Here is a 21948-nt window from a genome sequence, read left to right on the forward strand (position 1 = left end):
GCCTACGTTAGTCTGACTGTTCACTGCTGTCTGCCGAGCTTTCCATGCCTGACCTGCTAGACCGCTACCCGCTGACAGCGGGTACTTATCACGAACTGCTCGACGACAGCGGCGCCGTACGTGCGCACTGGCGCCGGCTGTTCGACCAATTGCAGCGCAGCACGCCAGCGCAGCTGATGCAGCGCCAGGCATTGCTGACCCGGCAGATTCAGGAAAACGGCGTCACCTATAACGTTTACGCCGACCCCAAGGGCGCCGATCGTCCCTGGGAGCTGGACCTGCTGCCCCATGTGATTGCTGCCGATGAGTGGGAGCAGCTGTCAGCCGGCATCGCCCAACGGGCCCGGTTGCTCAATGCCGTGCTGGCCGACCTGTACGGCCCGCAACGCTTGATCGCCGAAGGCTTGCTGCCAGCCGAGCTGGTGTTCGGTCACAACAACTTCCTGTGGCCCTGTCAGGGTATCAATCCGCCTGAAGGGGCCTTTCTGCATCTGTATGCGGTGGACCTGGCACGCACTCCCGATGGTCGCTGGTGGGTGACCGCGGACCGTACGCAAGCCCCGTCCGGGGCCGGTTACGCGCTGGAGAACCGCACCATCGTGTCCCGCGCCTTTCCCGAGTTGTACCGCGATTTGAAGGTGCAGCATCTGGCCGGATTCTTCCGCACGCTTCAGGAAACCCTGGCGCGCCAGGCGCCGAGCGATGAAGAGGTGCCGCTGGTGGTGTTGCTGACGCCGGGGCGATTCAACGAAAGCTATTTCGAACATCTGTACCTGGCGCGTCAGCTCGGTTACCCGCTGGTGGAGGGCGGCGACCTGACGGTGCGCGACGCGACGGTCTATCTGAAAACCCTCAGTGGCCTGCGCCGGGTCCACGCGATCATGCGCCGGCTCGATGACGACTTCTGCGATCCGTTGGAGCTGCGCACCGATTCGGCTCTGGGAGTGCCGGGCCTGCTCGAAGCCGTGCGCCAGGGGCGGGTGTTGGTGGCCAATGCCCTCGGCAGCGGCGTACTTGAATCGCCGGGACTGTTGGGCTTCCTGCCGAAGATCAACCAGTTTCTGTTTGGTGAGGAGCTGATTTTGCCGTCCATCGCCACGTGGTGGTGCGGCGAAGCGCCCGTGCTGGCTCAGGCCCTGGAAAAATTGCCGGAATTGCTGATCAAGCCGGCATTCCCGTCCCAGAGCTTTGCACCGGTATTTGGCCGTGATCTGAGCGAAAAACAGCGGCAATCGCTCGCTGAGCGCATGCAAGCGCGTCCTTACGCCTATGTTGCGCAAGAACTTGCTCAGCTCTCCCAGGCGCCGATCTGGCAGGCCGAAGACGGTCAGCTGCAACCCCGGGCCATCGGCATGCGTGTGTACGCCGTGGCCAGTCGAGACGGTTACCGGGTCCTGCCCGGTGGTTTGACCCGTGTCGCCGCTGAAGCAGACGCTGAAGTGGTGTCGATGCAGCGCGGTGGGGCGAGCAAGGACACTTGGGTGCTGGGCGACCGCCCGCCGAGCGGCGAGCAATGGAAAGCCCGGCGCAGCATCGGCGTGCATGATCTGGTGCGACGCGACCCGTATCTGCCGTCGCGGGTGGTGGAAAACCTGTTCTGGTTCGGCCGCTACTGCGAGCGTTGCGACGACAGTGCGCGGTTGCTGCGGATCATGCTGGCGCGTTATGTCGATGGCGATGACCCGCAGGCGCTGGACGCGGCGGTCGATCTCGGTGAGCGGCTGATGCTGCTGCCCGAGGAAGGCGAACTGCCGGAGCGCTTGCTGGCCGCGATACTGGGCGATGACTGGCCTTTCAGCCTGCGTTCCAACCTGCAGCGTTTGCAATGGGCGGCCTCACAGGTGCGTGGCAAGCTCTCGCGGGAAAACTGGCAGGCGCTGGTGGAATTGCAGCGCGAAGCTATGGAGCTGGAAACCGAAGAGCCGGACTTTGGCGAGTTGCTGGATTTCCTCAACCGACTGGTGATGTCCCTGGCGGCACTGTCGGGATTTGCCCTGGATGACATGACCCGGGACGAAGGCTGGCGATTCCTGATGATCGGCCGGCGGATCGAGCGTCTGCAATTTCTCAGCGGCAGCCTGGCAGCGTTCCTGCGGGGCGCCGGGGCTTTCGATCAGGCCGGGCTGGAATGGCTGCTGGAACTGGGCAACAGCAGCATCACCTACCGTTCGCGTTACCTGGCGGTGGCGCAATTGATCCCGGTGCTCGACCTGTTGCTGCTTGATGAGCAGAACCCGCATGCCGTGCTGTTCCAGCTGAAACTGGTGACCCGCACGCTCAAACGCCTGAACGACGACTTTGGCGTGCCTCGTGAAGCGGGTCTGGCGCCGTTGGTGGAGCGCCTGGCGCGCTTCGATCTGGGCTGTCTGGAAAACCCGCTGTTTGGTGCCGCCAGCGTGCGCGCCGCCGTCGAGGGGCTGGCCGATCTGCTGCAAGAAATCGCCGATGCCAGCGGGCAAGTCTCGGATCGCCTGGCCTTGCGCCATTTCGCCCATGTCGATGATGTCAGCCAACGCACGGTGTCCGTCTGATGAGTGCCCACTACCAGATCTTCCACGACACCCATTATCACTACGACAGCCCGGTATCCCTGGCTCAGCAACTGGCGCACCTGTGGCCGCGCGCCTGTGCCTGGCAACGCTGCACCGCACAGCAATTGCAGATCAGTCCGCAACCGTCCTCGCGCCGTGATGAGCTGGATGTATTCGGTAATCCGTTGACCCGGCTGGCGTTCGAACGTCCCCATGATGAATTGTTGGTCAATGCGAGCCTCACGATCGAAGTGTTGCCCCGACCGTTGCTGGACTTCAATCAGTCTCCGCCCTGGGAAGACACCCGAAGTGCGCTGACCTACAGCAGCCAGCCGCTGCCCCCACAAATCCTGGACGCCTGCCGCTACCGGTTCGAATCACCCTATGTGCATCTCAAGCGCAACTTCGTCGAGTTCTCGGAAAGTTGTTTTCCTGCGGGGCGGCCATTGCTTCTGGGGGTCCAGGCCCTGATGGAGAAAATCTTCAGCGAATTCACCTTCGATGCCGAAGCGACGCAGGTGGCGACGCCTCTGGTAGAAGTGCTGGAGCGTCGGCGTGGCGTCTGTCAGGACTTCGCCCACCTGATGCTCGCTTGCGTGCGTTCCCGTGGATTGGCTGCGCGGTACATCAGCGGTTACCTGCTGACCCAGCCGCCACCGGGCCAGCCACGACTGATCGGGGCCGATGCGTCCCATGCCTGGGTGTCGGTGTTTTGCCCGGTGCTGGGGTGGGTGGATTTCGACCCGACCAACAATGTGCAACCGGCGCTGGAGCACATCACGCTGGCCTGGGGCCGGGACTTTTCCGATGTTTCGCCGTTGCGGGGGGTGATTCTGGGCGGCGGTAACCACGACCCGGAAGTCCGCGTCACCGTAATGCCATTGGAATAATGAAGATCAACTGTAGGAGCGAGCCTGCTCGCGATTGACCAACGGGCGCCGCGTTAATCCGGACAGTACGCGTCATCGTTGACGACCATCGCGAGCAAGCTCGCTCACAGGGCGTGCGGGTCTGTTCTGGATAGGGTGTTTCAGATCGTTCTGTGAGGGCCGGCAGCAACGCTGCCAGCCCTGGACACAGATCCGGTGGGCCTGATCGGATCATCCGGCCCGGAGGGACTCAGGCGTCCGGCGCCTGATCTTTCGGTGCATCAACATCATCTTCTGCCGCGACTTCACCGTCGGGGTTCAGTGCTGCGTCTTCAGCCATTGCTTTCTTGCGCTGAAGCTTTTCCTCTTTCTTCTGTTCCTTGGCCAGGTCACGCTGACGTTTGGCGAAGGAGTAGTTGGGTTTAGCCATGGGCGATCCTCTGGGGTCGAAGGTGAGGTTGAGCGGCGCGTATTCTGCCCTGTATCGGTGCCAAGTCGTTAGTCGGGTTTTTGCTCGACCCACTTGGGCAGTACGGTGGGTTGCCATTGATCGAGGGCGTCGAGCAGAGATGTTGGCGATTCGCTCACCTGCAGCATGTCACGGTGCGCTGCGCGAACGAAGCCTTCGCCGACGATATGATCGAGAAAACCGGTGAGTTTGCTGTAGAAACCGTTCACTTCGAGCAAGCCCAGTGGTTTGCCGTGGTAGCCAAGCTGGCCCCAGGTCCAGACCTCGAACAGCTCTTCCAGCGTGCCCAGGCCGCCCGGCAGGGCGATGAACGCATCGCTGAGTTCAGCCATCCGCGCCTTGCGCGCATGCATGCCGTCCACCACTTCCAGGCGAGTCAGCCCTTTGTGGCCGATTTCCTTGTCCATGAGGCTTTGCGGGATGATGCCCACGACTTCGCCTCCGGCCGCCAGCGCGGCATCGGCCACGATCCCCATCAGTCCGACGGCGCCACCGCCATAAACCAGCATCAGCTTACGCTCGGCCAGCGCCCGGCCGAGGGCTTCGGCCGCTTCCCGATAAGCCGGATGGGGGCCGGTGCTGGCACCACAAAATACACAAACGGATGTTAAAGACATGCCTTACTCCATGGTCGATCAGGGCCACAGAGTAAAGGCAGGCGCGCGACGCACCAAGGGCTAGACTTTGCGATTGGGTGTTTCGTAAGTGCCGCTGGCGCCACAGGCGTAGGCGGCAAGCAAGCTGCACAACAGGCTGTTGAGGGACATGACAGACGCTCCAGTTTGGGTGATGGCCCGATCATAGGCCCGTCCCAGACGTCTGGCTGGTAGATTGTTTCGATGGGGGCCATAGCCCGAAAGTTGTATACAATTTTTGATTCAGGTCATAGGAACTTGCGAAGTTTTCAGGCAGTCTTCTGTCCACTCGCATTTCTGTTAACCCTGCCTTGGAGATTCACCATGTTTGCCAAACTCGTTGCGGTATCCCTGTTGACACTGGCCAGCAGCCAACTGATGGCTGCAGAGTGCAAAACCACTATCGACTCCACTGATCAGATGTCCTTCAACACCAAGGCCATTGAAATCGACAAGAGCTGCAAGACCTTCACCGTGGAACTGACCCACTCCGGCAGCCTGCCGAAAACCGTCATGGGCCATAACTGGGTGCTGAGTAAAGAAGCCGACATGCAGCCAATCGCGACCGACGGTCTGAGTGCCGGTATCGAAAAGAACTACCTGAAAGAAGGTGATGCTCGCATCATCGCGCACACCAAGGTGATCGGTGCTGGTGAGAAAGATTCGGTGACCTTCGACGTGTCTAAACTTGACGCCGCTGAAAAATATGGCTTCTTCTGCTCGTTCCCGGGCCACATCTCGATGATGAAAGGCACTGTGACGCTGAAGTAATCCGAAGTACCGCGTTAACGTTCATCGCGGGCAAGCCCGCTCCCACAGGTACGGTGGTGTTCCATGTGGGAGTGGGCTGCCCGCGAAGAGGCTGGTTGCATCGCCACATCCTGGCGGCCAAAGAAAAGCCCGCTGAAGATCAACACTTCAGCGGGCTTTTTCATTCATTCACGATTCAAGGCGCAAACGGCATCACCCGCTTGTGGTGCGTCTTGTTGTAAGTACCAACGATGATCTTGAACGCTTCCTCGCGTACCGGCTCGCCATGCAGAAAGGCGTCGATCTCGGCGTAGGTCACGCCGTGGGACGCTTCGTCAGGTTTGCCAGGGGACAGGTCCTCAAGGTCGGCGGTCGGTACCTTCTCCACCAGTGATTCCGGCGCACCGAAGCTGCGTGCGATGGCCCGGACCTGGTTTTTCACCAGGCCGCTGAGGGGCGCCAGATCGCAGGCGCCATCGCCGAACTTGGTGAAGAAGCCCATCACTGCTTCTGCCGCGTGATCAGTACCGATCACCAGGCCGTGGGCGGCACCGGCGATGGTGTACTGGGCGACCATGCGCATCCGCGCCTTGGTGTTGCCGAGTACGAAATCCACCGAGACCGCATGCTTGCCTTCAAAGGCCGCGACTTCGTTGGCCAGGGACTTGACCGCCGGACCGATGTTCACGGTATGGCGCTCGTCCGGATTGATGAAGTCCACGGAGGCCTGGGCATCGTGTTCATCGAACTGGATATCGTACGGCAGGCGCACGGCGATGAACTTGTATTGGTCGTCTCCGGTGCGCTGGCGCAGTTCACGCATGGCACGCTGGGCCAGCAGCCCCGCGGTCAGGGAGTCGACGCCGCCACTGATGCCCAGTACCAGGGTCTTGAGCCCGGAATTCACCAGGCAGTCTTGGATAAAGGTAATCCGCCGGGCGACTTCAGCCTTGAGGGCGGCCTCGTCGGCAAACGGCGGTTGGACCTTGAGCTGTTCAGCAATCTCACGCTGTACGGCTTGCATGAATTCACTCCTTGCTAGATAGGCTGGGAAGGGCAGGAACTTGGAAAACGTGTCGCAAATAGGCGACGAAATTCGGGTCTTTGCAGTGAGTCTTGCCGGGCTCGTCGGAGATCTTTGCCACCGGCTGGCCGTTGCAGGCGGTCATTTTAAGCACGATGCTCATCGGTTCGACACCCGGAATATCACACGTCAGGTTGGTGCCTATGCCGAAGCTGACGTTGATCCGCCCGCGCAGCGCGCGGAATATTTCCAGGGCCTTGGGCAGTGTCAGGCTGTCGGAGAACGTCAGCGTCTTGCTCATCGGGTCAATGCCCAGCTTGTGATAGTGGGCGATGGCTTTTTCCGCCCAAACCACCGGATCGCCCGAGTCATGGCGCAAACCGTCGAATAGCTTGGCGAAAAACAGGTCGAAATCACCGAGGAAGGCATCCATGGTGATGCAGTCGGTGAGGGCGATGCCCAGCAGGCCACGGTATTCACGGACCCAGCAATCGAGGGCGGCAATCTGGCTGTCGACCAGTCGCGGTCCGAGCTGCTGGTGGGCCATGATCCACTCGTGGGCCATGGTGCCCAGCGGCTTCATGTCCAGTTCCCGGGACAGATGGACGTTGCTGGTGCCGACAAAACGTCCCGGGAAATCATGCTTGAGCACGTTCACCACTTCTTCCTGCACGCGGTACGAGAAGCGACGGCGGGTGCCGAAGTCGGCGACCTGCAATTCGGACAATTCGTCGCTGCTGGCATTGGCGGTCAGCCAGTCGAACTTGCGATAGAGCTGCTCGCGCGCCTGTTCCAGTACGATTTCGCGATAGCGGTAGCGGTTGCGCACTTCGCTGACGATCGCCAGCATCGGCACTTCGAACAGAATCACGTGCAGCCAGGGGCCGCGCAGGCGGATGAACAGTTCGCCGTTTTCGATGCCGGTGTGGACGTAGCGCAGGTTGAAGCGAAACAGCCCGAGAAAGCGCAAGAAGTCCGGTTTCATGAAGCTGATGCGCTCCAGGAAACTCAACTGGTCGGCGCTCAGGCTCAACTCGGCCAGGCGTTCGAACTGGTAACGGATTTCCGCCAGATAAGGGCGCAGATCCTCACTGTTACGGCAACGAAACTCCCATTCGACTTCCACGTTCGGGTAGTTGTGCAGCACCGCCTGCATCATCGTCAGTTTGTAGAAGTCGGTGTCGAGCAGGTTCTGCACGATGCGATCGGCAAACACACTCTCGCTCATAACGGGAATCTCCAGCGTTGCAGCGGCATTGATCAATGGCGCTAGTGGCGCATATCAAGGGCGAGGATTACCAGCATTTTTTAGACTGACCGAGTCCTTGCAGGAGCTGGCTTGCCAGCTCCTGCAAGGCGACGGTATACGTCAGGTCGCTTCCGGGCAATCAACCTGCTCCAGCATCCACTTCACAAAATCCCGCACCTTGGGCACTTCCGCCGAATGCTCCGGGTATGCCAGGTAATACGCATCCGTGCTGGGCATTGCATGCTTCCAGGGAATGACCAGTTTGCCGTCCGCCAACTCTTCTTCCACCAGAAACCGCGGCAACAGCGCCACGCCGCAGCCGACCTGCGCCGCGCGAATGCACATGTAGAAGGTTTCGAACCGCGGGCCGTGGTAGCTGTGTTCGGTGTGATAGCCCTGGCTGTCGAACCAGTCATGCCAGGCCTGGGGGCGTGAGGCGTTTTGCAGCAGCACCAGATCGGTGAGTTGCGTAGGATCGGTGAACGGCTCGGCCGGCAGGCTGCCCGGGGCACAGACGGGCACCAGCTCCTCGCCGAACAGCTTCAGGCATTCGGTACCCGGCCGTGAGCCCTGGCCAAAGTAGAACGCCAGGTCGCTGCGCCCTTGCAGCAGATCGTCGGCTTCCTGTTCGCTGCACAGGTCCAGGTGAATCGATGGATGACGCAGGCGCCAGCCTTTGAGGCGCGGTACCAGCCAGCGCGCACCGAAAGTCGGTGGCGTCGAGACGCGCAGGACTTCGGTTTCACCGCCGTAGGAGCGCAGGTAATGGGTCGACATCTCGACTTGCGTGAGGATTTTTCTGACCTCGACCAGGTACAAATCGCCTGCTGGTGTCATTTGCAGGCGTCGACGTACCCGGCGAAACAGCAAGTGCTGCAACAGCTCTTCGAGTTGCGCGACCTGTTTACTGACGGCGCTCTGGGTCAGATTCAACTCTTCGGCGGCCCGGGTGAAGCTCAGATGCCGGGTCACGGCTTCGAAACACTGCAGTGCAGCGATCGATGGCAAATAGCGTTTGTTCAGCATGGGCGGTCCTTTGTGCTTGTCTCTTTATTGCCAGCAATGCACAGCATGAATAAACGGAATGATATCTCTCTTAAAGGTCGTTTGTTGAGTAACCTCCGGGGCGCTAAAACTACAGGCCTGATCAGCCGTGATTTTCCGGCTGCACCCGTTCCGTTTTTTGCTTGAGGAGTCACCCATGGTTGCTGCATTGCTTGATCGTCTTGGTGTAAACCCGGCCCTGTACCAGAACGGCAAAGTGCCGGTGCATTCGCCTATCGATGGCAGCCGCATCGCCGCCGTGAACTGGGAAGGTGCCGCCGAAGTTGAGCAACACATCAGTCGCGCAGATCATGCGTTCGAGCTGTGGCGCAAGGTTCCGGCGCCACGCCGTGGCGAACTGGTGCGTCAACTGGGCGACATCCTGCGTGAATACAAGGCCGATCTTGGTGAACTGGTGTCCTGGGAAGCCGGCAAGATCACTCAGGAAGGCCTGGGTGAAGTTCAGGAAATGATCGACATCTGCGACTTCGCCGTCGGCCTGTCCCGTCAGTTGTACGGTCTGACCATCGCTTCCGAGCGTCCTGGTCACCACATGCGCGAAACCTGGCACCCGCTGGGCGTCGTCGGCGTGATCAGTGCATTTAACTTCCCGGTGGCGGTCTGGGCCTGGAACGCCACGCTGGCGCTGGTCTGTGGCAACCCGGTGATCTGGAAACCGTCGGAAAAGACGCCGCTGACCGCACTGGCCTGTCAGGCACTGTTCGACCGCGTGCTGAAGAACTTCAGCGATGCTCCACCGCACTTGAGCCAAGTCATCATCGGTGGCCGCGATGCCGGCGAAGCCCTGGTCGACGACCCGCGTGTCGCGCTGGTCAGCGCCACCGGCAGCACCCGCATGGGCCGTGAAGTGGCGCCGAAAATCGCCGCACGCTTTGCCCGCAGCATTCTGGAACTGGGCGGCAACAACGCCATGATCCTCGGCCCAAGCGCCGATCTGGACATGGCCGTTCGCGCCATTCTGTTCAGCGCCGTCGGCACCGCCGGTCAGCGTTGCACCACGTTGCGTCGTCTGATCGCCCACGAATCGGTCAAGGAAGAAATCGTCACCCGCCTCAAAGCCGCTTACTCCAAAGTGCGTATCGGCCATCCACTGGAAGGCAACCTGGTCGGCCCGCTGATCGACAAGCAAAGCTTCGAGAACATGCAGGATGCGCTGGAGCAGGCCCTGAGCGAAGGCGGCAAGGTATTCGGCGGCCAGCGTCAGCTCGAAGACAAATTCCCGAACGCTTACTACGTTTCGCCAGCCATCGTCGAAATGCCGGAGCAGAGCGACGTGGTTTGCCACGAAACCTTCGCGCCGATCCTGTACGTGGTCGGTTACAGCGATTTCAATGAAGCCCTGCGTTTGAACAATGCTGTACCGCAAGGCCTGTCTTCGTGCATCTTCACCACCGACGTGCGTGAAGCCGAACAGTTCATGTCGGCGGTGGGCAGCGATTGCGGTATCGCCAACGTCAACATCGGCCCAAGCGGCGCGGAAATCGGCGGCGCGTTTGGTGGTGAGAAAGAAACCGGCGGTGGTCGTGAGTCCGGTTCCGATGCATGGCGCGGCTACATGCGTCGTCAGACCAACACCGTGAACTACTCGCTGGAGTTGCCATTGGCCCAAGGCATCACGTTCGACTGAAACGTGGGTCAACCGTAATCCCCTGTGGGAGCGAGCCTGCTCGCGATAGCGATTTATCGGACGCATCGTAGTGGGATGTGCCGGTGCTATCTCGAGCAAGCTCGCTCCCACATTGAAATTGTGTTGGTTAGGTTTCTGTTGGAGTCTGGCAATGCCGTTACGCGAAGAGTGTCTTTGGGAAAAACTGACGCCGCAAAGGCCTGACAACGTGGCGCTCAAGGGAGAGGTCAAGGTCGATGTCTGCGTCATCGGCGCCGGTTTTACCGGTCTGTCGGCGGCCGTGCATTTGCTGGAGCAGGGTAAAACGGTCTGCGTGCTGGAAGCCCATCGCGCCGGGCATGGCGGTTCCGGGCGCAACGTCGGGCTGGTCAATGCCGGCATGTGGATTCCACCGGACGAAATTGAAGCCGGGTTTGGCGAGGCGGTCGGCAGTCAGCTCAACCGCATGCTCGGTGCGGCACCGGCCCTGGTGTTCAGCCTGGTCGACAAATACAACATCGATTGCCAATTGCGCCGCGAAGGCACGCTGCACATGGCGCATAACGCCCGCGGTGAAGCGGATCTGCGCAGTCGTGAACAACAGTGGAAACGCCGTGGCGCGCCGGTCGAACTGCTGACCGGCCAGGCTTGCGAACAAGCCACCGGTACCAAAAAAATCGCCGCCGCCTTGCTCGATCGGCGTGCCGGCACGATCAACCCTATGGCTTACACCACAGGCCTGGCCAAAGCGGCCGTGGGTCTCGGTGGTCAATTGTTCGATCATTCGCCTGTGACCCGACTCGAACGTCAGGGCCAACGCTGGTCGGTTCAGACGGCTCAGGGTTCGGTGCTGGCCGAGCAGGTGGTGATTGCCTCCAACGCCTACACCGAGGGCGACTGGACGGAATTACGGCGCAATTTCTTCCCCGGCTATTACTACCAGGTGGCGTCGGTGCCGCTGACGGAAGAGGCTGCGCAGCAAATTCTTCCGGGGGGCCAGGGTTCCTGGGATACCCGGCAGGTGCTCAGCAGCATTCGTCGCGATAAAGACGGACGTCTATTGCTCGGCAGTCTGGGCAATGGCAATCAGAAACCGACCTGGTTCCTCAAGGCGTGGGCCGATCGCGTCCAGCAGCATTACTTCCCTTACCTCAAACCGGTGGAGTGGGAGTGCACCTGGACCGGTTGCATCGCGTTCACCCCCGATCACTTGATGCGTCTGTTCGAACCGGCGCCCGGTTTAGTGGCAGTCACCGGTTACAACGGACGGGGCGTGACCACGGGAACAGTGGTCGGAAAAGCCTTTGCCGATTATTTGTGTAACGGAAATCCTCAAGCGCTACCGATTCCTTTTGCACCCATGCAGCCATTGACCGGGGTCGGGTTGCGCAGCTGTCTTTATGAGGCGGGCTTTTCGCTGTATCACGCGGGCCAGTGCCTGCGGATCGTCATTTGATGATTGAAAAACGTGCAGAAACGCGGCGCTTTTTTGCGCAGCGACTAGCCTGTAATGGTGCGGGTTGTAGCAGTACCGCACCAGCAGTGTGCAGTTCGGTGACGTACGTTGTTACAGGCTGGTTGCACACCGTTTGGCGGCTTGGTTGCAATGATGGCACGGGAGGGTTGCGCCTCAAAAAATAAAAGGTTTCACCTTCCCCGGTTTAGACGGTTGCACGCCCAATGAAAATGGGATCGAAACGGTCAAAATAATAATAAAGCAGCGACTTTTTTCAGAATAAAAAACCGATGGCACGGCACTTGCTCTGAGCATTCAGTGAAGTCGCAGTGCCAATTAAAAAAAACCTTGGAGCACCACCTCATGTCCCAGACGTTTTACAAGAAAGGCTTTCTTGCCCTCGCAGTGGCAACTGCGTTGGGTGTTTCTGCGTTTGCTCAGGCCGACATCAAGATCGGCGTAGCGGGTCCAATGACGGGCGCCAACGCGGCATTTGGCGAGCAGTACATGAAGGGTGCACAGGCAGCAGCCGATGCGGTCAACGCAGCGGGCGGCGTAAACGGGGAAAAAATCGTACTGGTCAAGGGCGATGACGCCTGCGAACCGAAACAGGCTGTGACGGTCGCCAAGGACCTGACCAACCAGAAAGTCGCCGGCGTCGTCGGTCACTTCTGCTCCTCGTCGACCATCCCGGCCTCCGAGATCTACGACGAAGCGGGCATCATCGCCATCACGCCAGGCTCCACCAACCCACAGGTTACCGAACGCGGCCTGAGCGCCATGTTCCGTATGTGCGGTCGTGACGACCAGCAGGGCATCGTGGCCGGCGACTACATCGTCGACGTGCTCAAGGGCAAGAAAGTTGCCGTGCTGCATGACAAGGACACCTACGGTCAGGGCCTGGCAGACGCCACCAAGGCACAGCTGATCAAGCGCGGCGTAACGCCCGTGCTGTACGAAGGCCTGACCCGTGGCGAGAAAGACTTCAGCGCCGTGGTCACCAAGATCCGCGCGGCGGGTGCCGACGTGGTCTACTTCGGTGGCCTGCACCCGGAAGCCGGTCCACTGGTTAAACAACTGCGCACTGAAGGCCTCAAAGACGTGAAGTTCATGTCCGACGACGGCATCGTGACCGACGAACTGGTGACCACCGCTGGCGGCCCGCAATACGTCGACGGCGTGCTGATGACCTTCGGCGCCGACCCACGCCTGCTGCCAGACAGCAAGACCGTGGTAGACGAGTTCCGCAAACATGGCACCGAGCCAGAGGGCTACACCCTGTATGCCTACGCTTCGGTCCAGACCCTGGCGGCAGCCTTCAACGGCGCCAAGTCCAACAAGGGTGAAGACGCTGCCAAATGGCTCAAGGCACACCCGGTCAAGACCGTCATGGGCGAGAAGTCCTGGGACAGCAAGGGCGACCTGAAAGTGTCCGACTACGTGGTTTACCAGTGGGACAAGGACGGCAAATACCACCAGCTGGAAAAACAGAAGTGATATGAGCGGCTGATTTGCCCGGTGCCTTGTGCGCCGGGCAATCCTGAAACATGTCCGTGCAGTACCTGTCTTTTCTCGTAGAGCTGCACACAACCGTGTTACGCCGGCGGCTGAACCCCGGTCCGTCGCAACCGGCTTCTGTGCAGTCTCTCAAATGCGTGAGATTGCGTTATGGATGGTATTTTCCTGCAGCAACTGGTCAACGGCCTGACCCTCGGGTCGGTCTATGGCCTGATCGCCATCGGCTACACAATGGTCTATGGCATCATCGGCATGATCAACTTCGCCCATGGCGAGGTTTACATGATTTCCGCTTACCTCGCGGCAATCAGTCTGGCTCTGCTGGCTTACTTCGGTATTGAATCCTTCCCTCTGCTGATGCTCGGCACACTGGTCTTTACCATCGTCGTGACGGCGGTGTATGGCTGGGTCATCGAGCGCGTCGCCTACAAACCGCTGCGCAACTCCACACGACTGGCACCGCTGATCAGTGCCATCGGTATCTCGCTGATCCTGCAAAACTATGCACAGATCGCCCAGGGCGCTCGCCAGCAGGGTGTTCCGACACTGCTGACCGGTGCATGGCGCATCGACGTAGGCACTGGCTTCGTCCAGCTCACCTACACCAAGATCTTCATTCTGGTCGCCGCATTTGCCGGGATGGCCGTGCTGACCTACGTCATCAAGTACACCAAGCTCGGCCGTATGTGCCGCGCTACCCAGCAAGACCGCAAGATGGCCTCGATCCTCGGTATCAACACCGACCGTGTGATCTCCTACGTCTTCATCATCGGTGCAGCGATGGCGGCCCTGGCCGGCGTACTGATCACCATGAACTACGGCACGTTCGACTTCTACGCAGGCTTCGTCATCGGCATCAAGGCGTTCACCGCTGCGGTACTCGGCGGGATCGGCTCGCTGCCTGGCGCCATGCTCGGCGGGATCATTCTCGGGATTTCCGAGTCGCTGTTCTCTGGTCTGGTCAACTCGGACTACAAAGACGTTTTCAGCTTCTCGCTGCTGGTTCTCGTTCTGGTCTTTCGGCCTCAAGGCCTGCTCGGCCGTCCTCTTGTGTCGAAGGTGTAAGCGATGTCTTCAACCACTAAAAAATCCATTGATATCAAAAAAAGTCTGGTTGACGCGATTCTTGCCGGCCTGATTGCCCTGATCGTGTTCGGGCCGATTGTCGGCGTCGTTCTCGATGGCTACGGCTTCAACCTGGAAACGACCCGGGTGGCCTGGATTGTCGCCATCGTCATGGCCGGTCGCTTTGCCCTGAGCCTGTTCCTGCAAACCCCGAAGGGCCTGAAAATCCTCGAGGGTTTTGAAACCACCGGCTCCGGCGTGCATGTACTGCCACCGGATTACAAATCCCGCTTGCGCTGGATTGTCCCGCTGGTGATCGCCATCGCCGTGGTGTTCCCGTTTTTCTCCAACTCCTACTTGCTCGGCGTGGTCATCCTCGGGCTGATCTATGTGCTGCTGGGGCTGGGGCTGAACATCGTGGTCGGCCTGGCCGGCCTGCTCGACCTGGGTTATGTGGCGTTCTACGCCATCGGCGCCTACGGTCTGGCGCTCGGTTATCAATACCTGGGCCTGGGTTTCTGGACGGTATTGCCCCTGGCGGCGATCACGGCCGGTCTGGCCGGCTGCATCCTCGGGTTCCCGGTGTTGCGCCTGCACGGTGACTACCTGGCGATCGTGACCCTGGGTTTCGGTGAAATCATCCGCTTGATCCTCAACAACTGGCTGTCCCTGACCGGTGGCCCGAACGGCATGCCGGCACCGTTGCCGACGTTCTTCGGCCTCGAATTCGGCAAGCGGGCAAAGGACGGCGGCGTGCCGTTCCACGAGTTCTTCGGTATCGCCTATAACCCGGACGTGAAGTACTACTTCATCTACACGGTGTTGTTCCTGGTCGTACTGGCTGTGCTCTACATCAAGCATCGTCTGGTGAAGATGCCGGTGGGTCGTGCCTGGGAAGCCCTGCGTGAAGATGAGATCGCCTGCCGCTCCATGGGCCTGAACCACGTACTGGTCAAGCTCTCGGCGTTTACCATTGGCGCTTCGACGGCCGGTCTGGCCGGCGTGTTCTTTGCCACCTACCAGGGCTTTGTGAACCCGACCTCGTTCACCTTCTTCGAATCGGCGCTGATCCTCGCCATTGTGGTGCTCGGCGGCATGGGTTCGACCATCGGTGTGGTGATGGCGGCCTTCGTGCTGACCGTCGCTCCGGAACTGCTGCGTGGCTTCGCGGAATACCGTGTGCTGCTGTTCGGCATCCTGATGGTGTTGATGATGATCTGGCGACCGCGCGGACTGATTCGGATCAGCCGTACCGGTGTGGCCCCGCGTAAAGGAGTAGCGCCATGAGCGAAGTCGTACTCTCCGTAGAGAAGCTGATGATGCACTTCGGCGGCATCAAGGCGTTGAATGATGTCAGTCTGCAGGTCAAGCGCAACTCGATTTTCGCCCTGATCGGCCCCAACGGTGCCGGCAAGACCACTGTGTTCAACTGCCTGACCGGGTTCTACAAGGCCTCGGGCGGCAAGATCGAACTGAATGTGCGCGGCGAGAAAACCAACGTCATCAAGTTGCTCGGCGAATCGTTCAAAGCGACCGATTTCGTCTCGCCCAAATCTTTCGCCAGTCGCCTGTTCTACAAGGCGTTCGGCGGCACCCACCTGGTGAACCGTGCCGGGCTGGCGCGGACCTTCCAGAACATTCGCCTGTTCAAGGAAATGTCGGTGCTGGAAAACCTGCTGGTGGCCCAGCACATGTGGGTCAACCGCAACATGCTGGCGGGCATCCTCAACACCAAGGGCTATCGCAAGGCCGAAAGCGATGCGCTGGACCATGCGTTCTACTGGCTGGAAGTGGTGGACCTGGTGGACTGCGCCAACCGTCTGGCCGGTGAACTGTCCTACGGCCAGCAACGTCGCCTGGAAATCGCCCGGGCCATGTGCACCCGTCCGCAGATCATCTGCCTCGACGAACCGGCCGCCGGCCTCAACCCTCAGGAAACCGAAGCGCTGAGCGCGATGATCCGGCTGCTGCGCGACGAGCACGATCTGACCGTGGTGCTGATCGAACACGACATGGGCATGGTAATGAGTATTTCCGATCACATCGTGGTGCTGGACCACGGCATCGTTATCGCCGAGGGCGGCCCTGACGATATCCGTAACGACCCGAAAGTGATTGCCGCTTATCTGGGCGCCGACGAAGAGGAGCTCGTATGACTAACGGTGCCATCCTCGAACTCAAGGAGCTGGACGTGTTTTACGGGCCGATCCAGGCCCTGAAGAAAGTCTCGCTGCACATCAATGAAGGTGAAACGGTCAGCCTCATCGGCTCCAACGGCGCCGGCAAGTCGACCCTGCTGATGTCGATCTTCGGCCAGCCTCGGGCGGCGGGCGGGCAGATCGTTTATCAGGGCGTGGACATCACCCACAAGTCGTCCCACTACATCGCGTCCAACGGCATCGCACAATCGCCGGAAGGGCGGCGGGTCTTCCCCGACATGACCGTCGAAGAAAACCTGCTGATGGGCACCATTCCGATCGGTGACAAGTACGCCAAGGAAGACATGCAACGCATGTTCGAGCTGTTCCCGCGGCTCGAAGAGCGGCGCAACCAGCGTGCCATGACCATGTCCGGGGGCGAGCAGCAAATGCTCGCCATCGCCCGTGCGCTGATGAGCCGGCCAAAACTGCTTTTGCTGGACGAGCCGAGCCTCGGGTTGGCGCCGATCGTGGTGAAACAGATCTTCGCCACCCTGCGGGAACTGGCCAAGACCGGCATGACTATCTTCCTGGTCGAGCAGAACGCCAACCACGCCCTCAAGCTGTCTGACCGCGCCTATGTCATGGTCAACGGCGAGATTCGCATGACCGGCACCGGCAAGGAGCTGTTGGTCAACGAAGATGTGCGTAACGCCTACCTCGGCGGGCACTGAGTTATACCTGTTGTACACAAGCCCCGGCGCGCAATCGCCGGGGCTTTTTTACATGTGCGCCAGGCATGGCGCGTTGCGCGTAAGCGCAACCAGCTTGGCTGTGGTGGCCAGGGTGGTGACTTGGAGGTGCAAGTCCTCTACACACCCGGCAAGGGGAAGTGTTAGCCAGAGGCAAGGGTGTCGCGGGTGACTGCGAATCTGAAGGAAGCCCGAGGCAAATTGCTGGCCTGACGAACAGGAAGCGGATAGAGGCGGCGCAGCGGGGTAAGGGGGCATGTTTCCTCAAAGCCCAATACTTGCACGGGACGCTGCGACGTAGATCCGACAGGCATAAGCAGGAAGGTCGCGCGAATTACCCTGGGAGATCTGCACGCTTGCCATTGTGCTACCGAGCGTCGAGAGGCGACGGGATGAGCGTGCAGAAGTCAGCCGAAGCCGTAGTAAGTGACGAATAACCCCGTCACCAAGGGCCGAACAGGTTATGCCGCCAGTAGGCGTCGAGGTCTCGTTGAATACCGAAATGCAGAAATTTCTCCCAGAGAAGACTGTTACTCCGAGTCCCGGACAGAATCCGAGGATGACGGCTGACAGCGCACAGGTATCAGCGGCGTCTGTGACGTGGACGAACGCGGAGCCGGACACGCTGATGGAGCGGGTGCTTGCACCGACCAACCTCAAGCGTGCGTATCACCGCGTGGTCAGCAACAAGGGTGCACCGGGTGCCGATGGCATGACGGTCGACGAATTGGCAGGCTACGTTAAACAGTATTGGCCGATCCTCAAGACTCGGCTGCTGGCTGGCGAGTATCACCCGCAAGGTGTGCGCGCCGTAAACATCCCCAAACCCAAAGGCGGAACAAGGCAGTTGGGCATTCCCTGCGTCGTGGACCGCCTGATCCAGCAGGCTTTGCTGCAACAACTCACGCCGATCTTCGAACCTCTGTTTTCGGACTACAGCTACGGTTTTCGTCCGGGCAGAAGCGCTCATCAAGCCATCGAAACCGCACGCTGCCATGTGGCGGCGGGACACCGCTGGTGTGTGGAACTTGATCTTGAAAAGTTCTTTGATCGAGTTAACCACGACGTTTTGATGGCCCATATAGAGCGTCAAGTCGACGACAAACGAGTGCTCAGGCTGATCCGCCGTTACCTCGAGGCCGGGATCATGTCGGGAGGTATCGCTAGCCGACGGCAAGAAGGGACGCCGCAAGGCGGCCCACTCTCGCCGTTGCTGTCGAATATCCTGCTCAACGAACTCGACCGCGAGCTGGAACGACGGGGTCATCGCTTCGTGCGCTATGCCGACGATGCGAACATCTATGTGCGTAGTTGCCGTGCGGGCGAACGAGTGATGGCTAGAGCTGAGCGCTTCCTGAGCCAGCGTCTGAAACTGACGCTAAACCGGGAAAAGAGCCGCGTGGCACGGCCTTGGATCTGTGACTATCTGGGCTATGGGGTGAGCTGGCATCAGGAGCCGAGACTGAGGGTGGCGTCGATGAACCTGGGTCGCTTGCGCGACAGGATCAGAGGCCTGCTGCGCAGCGCGCGGGGCCACAAGATGGCAAATGTCATTGAGCGGATCAACCCTGTGCTGCGTGGCTGGGCAGGCTACTTCAAGCTAAGTCAGAGCAAACGGCCACTTGAGGAAATTGATGGGTGGGTGCGTCGCAAGCTTCGCTGCTTGTTCTGGCGTCAATGGAAGCAGCCCTCAACGAGGGCGCGCAATTTGATGCGCTTGGGTCTTAGCGAACCACGCGCCTGTAAATCAGCCTTCAATGGTCGCGGTCCATGGTGGAGTTCGGGGGCGTCTCATATGAATCAGGCGTTGCCGAAGAAGCTGTGGGACGAACTTGGGCTAGTCTCGGTACTGGACACGATGAACCGACTTAACCGCATAGCTTGAACCGCCGTATACGGATCCGTACGTACGGTGGTGTGAGAGGACGGCGGATGTAAATCCGCCTCCTACTCGATCTCCAATTCACCCCAATCCCTTGTAGGAGCGAGCTTGCTCGCGAAGGTCTTCAGGACGACGCGTTTATTCAGAATTTTCGCGTTTTCGTTGACGTCCATCGCGAGCAAGCTCGCTCCTGCAGTCAATTGTGGAAAACAATATTCCCAAGCTGCCAAAGCGCGACATAAAGCCGCTGCAAATAGTTGTTTTGCCACGGTTTTGACTTGTCCCCGTTTGCTGTGGAGCTGGCTGTGAATAACGTGGGAGTAGCTGGCTGAAGGCCTTGGAATACAAGGCCTGCAGGCGTGTGATTGTTTTTTGATCAGGCGTTTTTGCGCAGCCGTGAGGCCGCTTTGTCAACCTTTTTATTGGCGCCGAAAACCGCTCGAAAAGGCGTGGACAAGCCTGTGGATAAGTCTGTGATTAAACTCTGGAAAGACCCGGATAAAGGCCGTGGTTACTGGCTTGGCGCCATCGTCGGCTTGACCGCCCGGTCGAGTTGCTTGTCCTTTGCTGCACAGCAGAGCAATGAGGGTCAAGTAAAAAAATTTCAAAATCCGTCGCAAAGCCTTGTGGATAGGGGCTTTCAGCTTTTTACACTTGCCCCCAAAGACTGTGGATCCACCTGTGGATAACATGCGTGCACCTGTCTGTAGGCCACGCTGGACAAGGCTTTGCGAGGTTTGATCGTTTTTTGTACAGGTTGGGCGGTGGTTGCCGCTGCGAACAAGGCCGGGCATGCTGGCTGCTGATTTTATATTCCAATGGCTGGCGATCAGCCACAGCTAGGAGAACACGATGTCCAACACCCTGTTTATTACCGGCGCGACCTCCGGTTTTGGTGAAGCCTGTGCCCGTCGTTTTGCCGAGGCCGGCTGGAAACTGGTGCTGACCGGTCGTCGTGAAGAACGCCTCAACGCGCTGTGCGCCGAACTTTCGAAGCAGACTGAAGTTCATGGCCTGGTACTCGATGTGCGTGACCGCAAGGCCATGGAAGAGGCCATTGCCAACCTGCCGCCATCCTTCGCCAAGCTGCGCGGGCTGATCAACAACGCCGGCCTGGCCCTGGGCGTTGACCCGGCACCCAAGTGCGACCTGGATGATTGGGACACCATGGTCGACACCAATATCAAAGGCCTGATGTACAGCACCCGTTTGCTGCTGCCGCGCCTGATCGCCCACGGTCGTGGTGCCGGCATCGTCAACCTGGGTTCCATCGCCGGCAACTACCCGTACCCGGGCAGCCACGTGTATGGCGCGAGCAAGGCTTTCGTCAGACAGTTCTCCCTGAACCTGCGCTGCGATCTGCAAGGCACCGGCGTGCGGGTCAGCAACATCGAACCGGGCCTGTGCGAGAGCGAGTTCTCGCTGGTGCGTTTTGCCGGTGATCAGGAGCGTTACAACGCCACTTACGCCGGTGCCGATCCGATCCAGCCGCAAGACATTGCCGACACCATTTTCTGGGTCCTCAATGCGCCGGCCCATATCAACATCAACAGCCTGGAGCTGATGCCGGTGAGCCAGACCTGGGCCGGGTTTGCCATTGATCGCAGTGGTGGCAAGGCTTAAGGCCGCCTCGTGGCCAATCGCGAGCAGGCTCGCTCCCGCAATGGAACTGCATGCACAGGACCCGGTGTGGGGGAGAGCCTGCTCGCGAAAGCGCTCGAACCGTCAGCGCAGATATTCAGCCAACCCGCGATAACAGGTCGCCAAGTGATAAGGCGTGGTCGACGGCATGTCCCGGCGGCTCACGTGCCCCTGTTCGTCACGGCATTCATACCAGCCACGCGAGTGCAGTGAGTGTTGTTGCAGCGCCTGCAATTGGCGCAACACCGCTGGCTCGCTGTGCGGACGCAGGGTCAGCGCGCGCAGGTACTCGGCCTGGGCCCAGATGCGCTGGGTGGCGTCCCGGGAGCCGCCGTCCGGCCCGAGGTCGAGCATGGCCCGCACCGCACCGGTCTGTTGATCGACACCCAGTTGCTCGGTGAAGGCGAAGGCGCGTTCCAGGGAAGCATGCAGCTTCGAGCCGCGCAGCAGCTCCGATGATTCCAGCAGGAAATACCATTCGAACTGGTGCCCCGGTTCAAACCAGTTATCCACAGCCCCCAGCGGTTTTTCCATCAACACCCCATGTTGCGCGTCGATAAAGTGCTTCTGCATGGCTGTGCATAACTCGACGAGTGCACGTTGCACGGCGTGGTCTTCGCGTACTGACAGGGTGGCGAGAAAGGCTTCCGCCAGGTGCATCAACGGGTTCTGCAGGGGCCCGCTGCCCAGGGCTGACCAGTCGTGGTCGAGGCTGGCTTCGTAGAGGCCATCACCCGTGGCGAATCGCCGGGCGATCACTTCCAGCGCGGCGTTGAGCACCGACTCCACCAGCGGCTCGCGGACTTTGTCCCAGTAATGGGCGCAGGCGAACAGGATGAAGGCGTGGGTGTAGAGGTCTTTGCGCTGATCCAGCGGCGCGCCGTGCGGGTCGATGCTGTAGAACCAGCCGCCATGCTCGGCGTCGTGAAAATGCCGCTGCAAGGAGCGGAACAGCGCTGCCGCGCGTTCTTCGGCAGCCGGCACCTGGCCGATCAGGCTGGCAAACAGGTAAAGCTGTCTCGCGCAGGCCATGGCCCGGTAGCGCTGAGGGGGCAGTGGCTGGTGCTCGGCGTCCAGCGCCTCGTAGGGCAGCGCCATGTCGGCGTTCCAGCCGGGGCCTTGCCAGAGGGGCACAATCACGTCCTGGAAGTGCTGTTGCACCGAGGAGAACAGGGCGGTCAGTTCAGGCTGGGAGGCGGAGCGGGAAACATGCGGCATTGGCTGGCGTCGTCACGGCAGGGGCGATTGCGCGACATGTTAGCAGGCCTGAGAGCTGTGTTGTCTGTCAGGCCGCTTTC

General features: G+C 60.1%; 19 protein-coding genes. 13 read left to right on the plus strand and 6 right to left on the minus strand.

The features are described from left to right. Positions 1-44: 44 nt before the first annotated feature. Positions 45-2531 carry a circularly permuted type 2 ATP-grasp protein gene (locus ACGJAX_RS08700; protein WP_248915322.1) on the plus strand — a complete coding sequence of 829 codons (2487 nt, stop codon included), beginning with the start codon at positions 45-47 and terminating at the stop codon, positions 2529-2531. After that, on the plus strand, positions 2531-3421 hold the full coding sequence (locus ACGJAX_RS08705; RefSeq protein ID WP_390958404.1) for a transglutaminase N-terminal domain-containing protein: 891 nt from the start codon (positions 2531-2533) through the stop codon (positions 3419-3421). The genes ACGJAX_RS08700 and ACGJAX_RS08705 overlap by 1 nt, the downstream gene beginning before the upstream one ends. A gap of 229 nt (positions 3422-3650) precedes the next feature. Here the strand turns inward: ACGJAX_RS08705 and ACGJAX_RS08710 are convergent, their stop codons facing one another. Together ACGJAX_RS08710 and ACGJAX_RS08715 are read right to left on the minus strand one after the other, a co-directional pair. Continuing rightward, positions 3651-3830, minus strand: a complete 180-nt coding sequence (locus ACGJAX_RS08710) for a hypothetical protein (RefSeq protein ID WP_090328546.1) — start codon at positions 3828-3830, stop codon at positions 3651-3653. Between the two features lie 68 nt (positions 3831-3898). Beyond that, positions 3899-4486 (minus strand): TIGR00730 family Rossman fold protein, encoded by a 588-nt coding sequence (locus ACGJAX_RS08715; protein WP_390958406.1) that lies wholly within the window; start codon positions 4484-4486, stop codon positions 3899-3901. Positions 4487-4828: 342 nt separating this feature from the next. Here ACGJAX_RS08715 and azu point away from each other — a divergent pair, with 342 nt between their 5' ends. Continuing rightward, positions 4829-5275 carry an azurin gene (gene azu / locus ACGJAX_RS08720; RefSeq protein WP_090328550.1) on the plus strand — a complete coding sequence of 149 codons (447 nt, stop codon included), beginning with the start codon at positions 4829-4831 and terminating at the stop codon, positions 5273-5275. 175 nt (positions 5276-5450) lie between these two features. Here azu and nadE read toward each other — a convergent pair whose 3' ends face one another. The 3 genes from nadE to ACGJAX_RS08735 form a co-directional block, all read right to left on the minus strand. Further along, positions 5451-6278, minus strand: coding sequence for an ammonia-dependent NAD(+) synthetase (gene nadE, locus ACGJAX_RS08725; RefSeq protein WP_090328552.1), 828 nt, complete (start codon positions 6276-6278; stop codon positions 5451-5453). A gap of 4 nt (positions 6279-6282) precedes the next feature. Then, complete coding sequence (pncB, locus tag ACGJAX_RS08730) at positions 6283-7506, minus strand: nicotinate phosphoribosyltransferase (RefSeq protein ID WP_248915325.1); 1224 nt, start codon at positions 7504-7506, stop codon at positions 6283-6285. Between the two features lie 141 nt (positions 7507-7647). Further along, on the minus strand, positions 7648-8553 hold the full coding sequence (locus tag ACGJAX_RS08735) for a LysR substrate-binding domain-containing protein (protein ID WP_390958409.1): 906 nt from the start codon (positions 8551-8553) through the stop codon (positions 7648-7650). 175 nt (positions 8554-8728) lie between these two features. Here ACGJAX_RS08735 and ACGJAX_RS08740 point away from each other — a divergent pair, with 175 nt between their 5' ends. The 10 genes from ACGJAX_RS08740 to ACGJAX_RS08785 all read left to right on the plus strand — a co-directional run bounded on the left by ACGJAX_RS08740 (position 8729) and on the right by ACGJAX_RS08785 (position 20632). Beyond that, positions 8729-10219: an aldehyde dehydrogenase family protein gene (locus ACGJAX_RS08740; protein WP_090328558.1), complete on the plus strand. Its 1491-nt coding sequence runs from the start codon at positions 8729-8731 to the stop codon at positions 10217-10219. A 151-nt stretch (positions 10220-10370) separates the two neighbouring features. Beyond that, the gene (locus ACGJAX_RS08745) at positions 10371-11654 is read left to right on the plus strand and encodes an FAD-dependent oxidoreductase (RefSeq protein WP_390958412.1); all 1284 of its coding nucleotides are present in this window, start codon (positions 10371-10373) and stop codon (positions 11652-11654) included. Positions 11655-12017: 363 nt separating this feature from the next. Further along, positions 12018-13151, plus strand: coding sequence for an ABC transporter substrate-binding protein (locus ACGJAX_RS08750; protein WP_090328563.1), 1134 nt, complete (start codon positions 12018-12020; stop codon positions 13149-13151). Positions 13152-13322: 171 nt separating this feature from the next. Then, entirely contained in the window at positions 13323-14237 is a 915-nt protein-coding gene (locus ACGJAX_RS08755) for an ABC transporter permease subunit (RefSeq protein WP_090328564.1), read from the plus strand. A 3-nt stretch (positions 14238-14240) separates the two neighbouring features. Further along, positions 14241-15524 (plus strand): high-affinity branched-chain amino acid ABC transporter permease LivM, encoded by a 1284-nt coding sequence (gene livM / locus ACGJAX_RS08760; RefSeq protein WP_247257195.1) that lies wholly within the window; start codon positions 14241-14243, stop codon positions 15522-15524. Further along, positions 15521-16393: an ABC transporter ATP-binding protein gene (locus ACGJAX_RS08765; RefSeq protein WP_090328568.1), complete on the plus strand. Its 873-nt coding sequence runs from the start codon at positions 15521-15523 to the stop codon at positions 16391-16393. Before livM ends, ACGJAX_RS08765 begins: the two co-directional genes overlap by 4 nt. Beyond that, on the plus strand, positions 16390-17109 hold the full coding sequence (locus ACGJAX_RS08770) for an ABC transporter ATP-binding protein (protein WP_090328570.1): 720 nt from the start codon (positions 16390-16392) through the stop codon (positions 17107-17109). The genes ACGJAX_RS08765 and ACGJAX_RS08770 overlap by 4 nt, the downstream gene beginning before the upstream one ends. Positions 17110-17590: 481 nt before the next feature. Continuing rightward, on the plus strand, positions 17591-19012 hold the full coding sequence (ltrA, locus tag ACGJAX_RS08775; protein WP_390958414.1) for a group II intron reverse transcriptase/maturase: 1422 nt from the start codon (positions 17591-17593) through the stop codon (positions 19010-19012). Positions 19013-19374: 362 nt separating this feature from the next. Next, on the plus strand, positions 19375-19698 hold the full coding sequence (locus tag ACGJAX_RS08780) for a hypothetical protein (protein WP_390958415.1): 324 nt from the start codon (positions 19375-19377) through the stop codon (positions 19696-19698). Between the two features lie 163 nt (positions 19699-19861). Next, entirely contained in the window at positions 19862-20632 is a 771-nt protein-coding gene (locus ACGJAX_RS08785; protein WP_247257190.1) for an SDR family oxidoreductase, read from the plus strand. A 102-nt stretch (positions 20633-20734) separates the two neighbouring features. Here the strand turns inward: ACGJAX_RS08785 and ACGJAX_RS08790 are convergent, their stop codons facing one another. Continuing rightward, entirely contained in the window at positions 20735-21868 is a 1134-nt protein-coding gene (locus ACGJAX_RS08790; protein ID WP_390958416.1) for an AGE family epimerase/isomerase, read from the minus strand. Between the last annotated feature and the right edge of the window lie 80 nt (positions 21869-21948).

The organism is Pseudomonas moorei, from assembly GCF_042846945.1.
Classification (GTDB): Bacteria; Pseudomonadota; Gammaproteobacteria; order Pseudomonadales; family Pseudomonadaceae; genus Aquipseudomonas; species Aquipseudomonas moorei.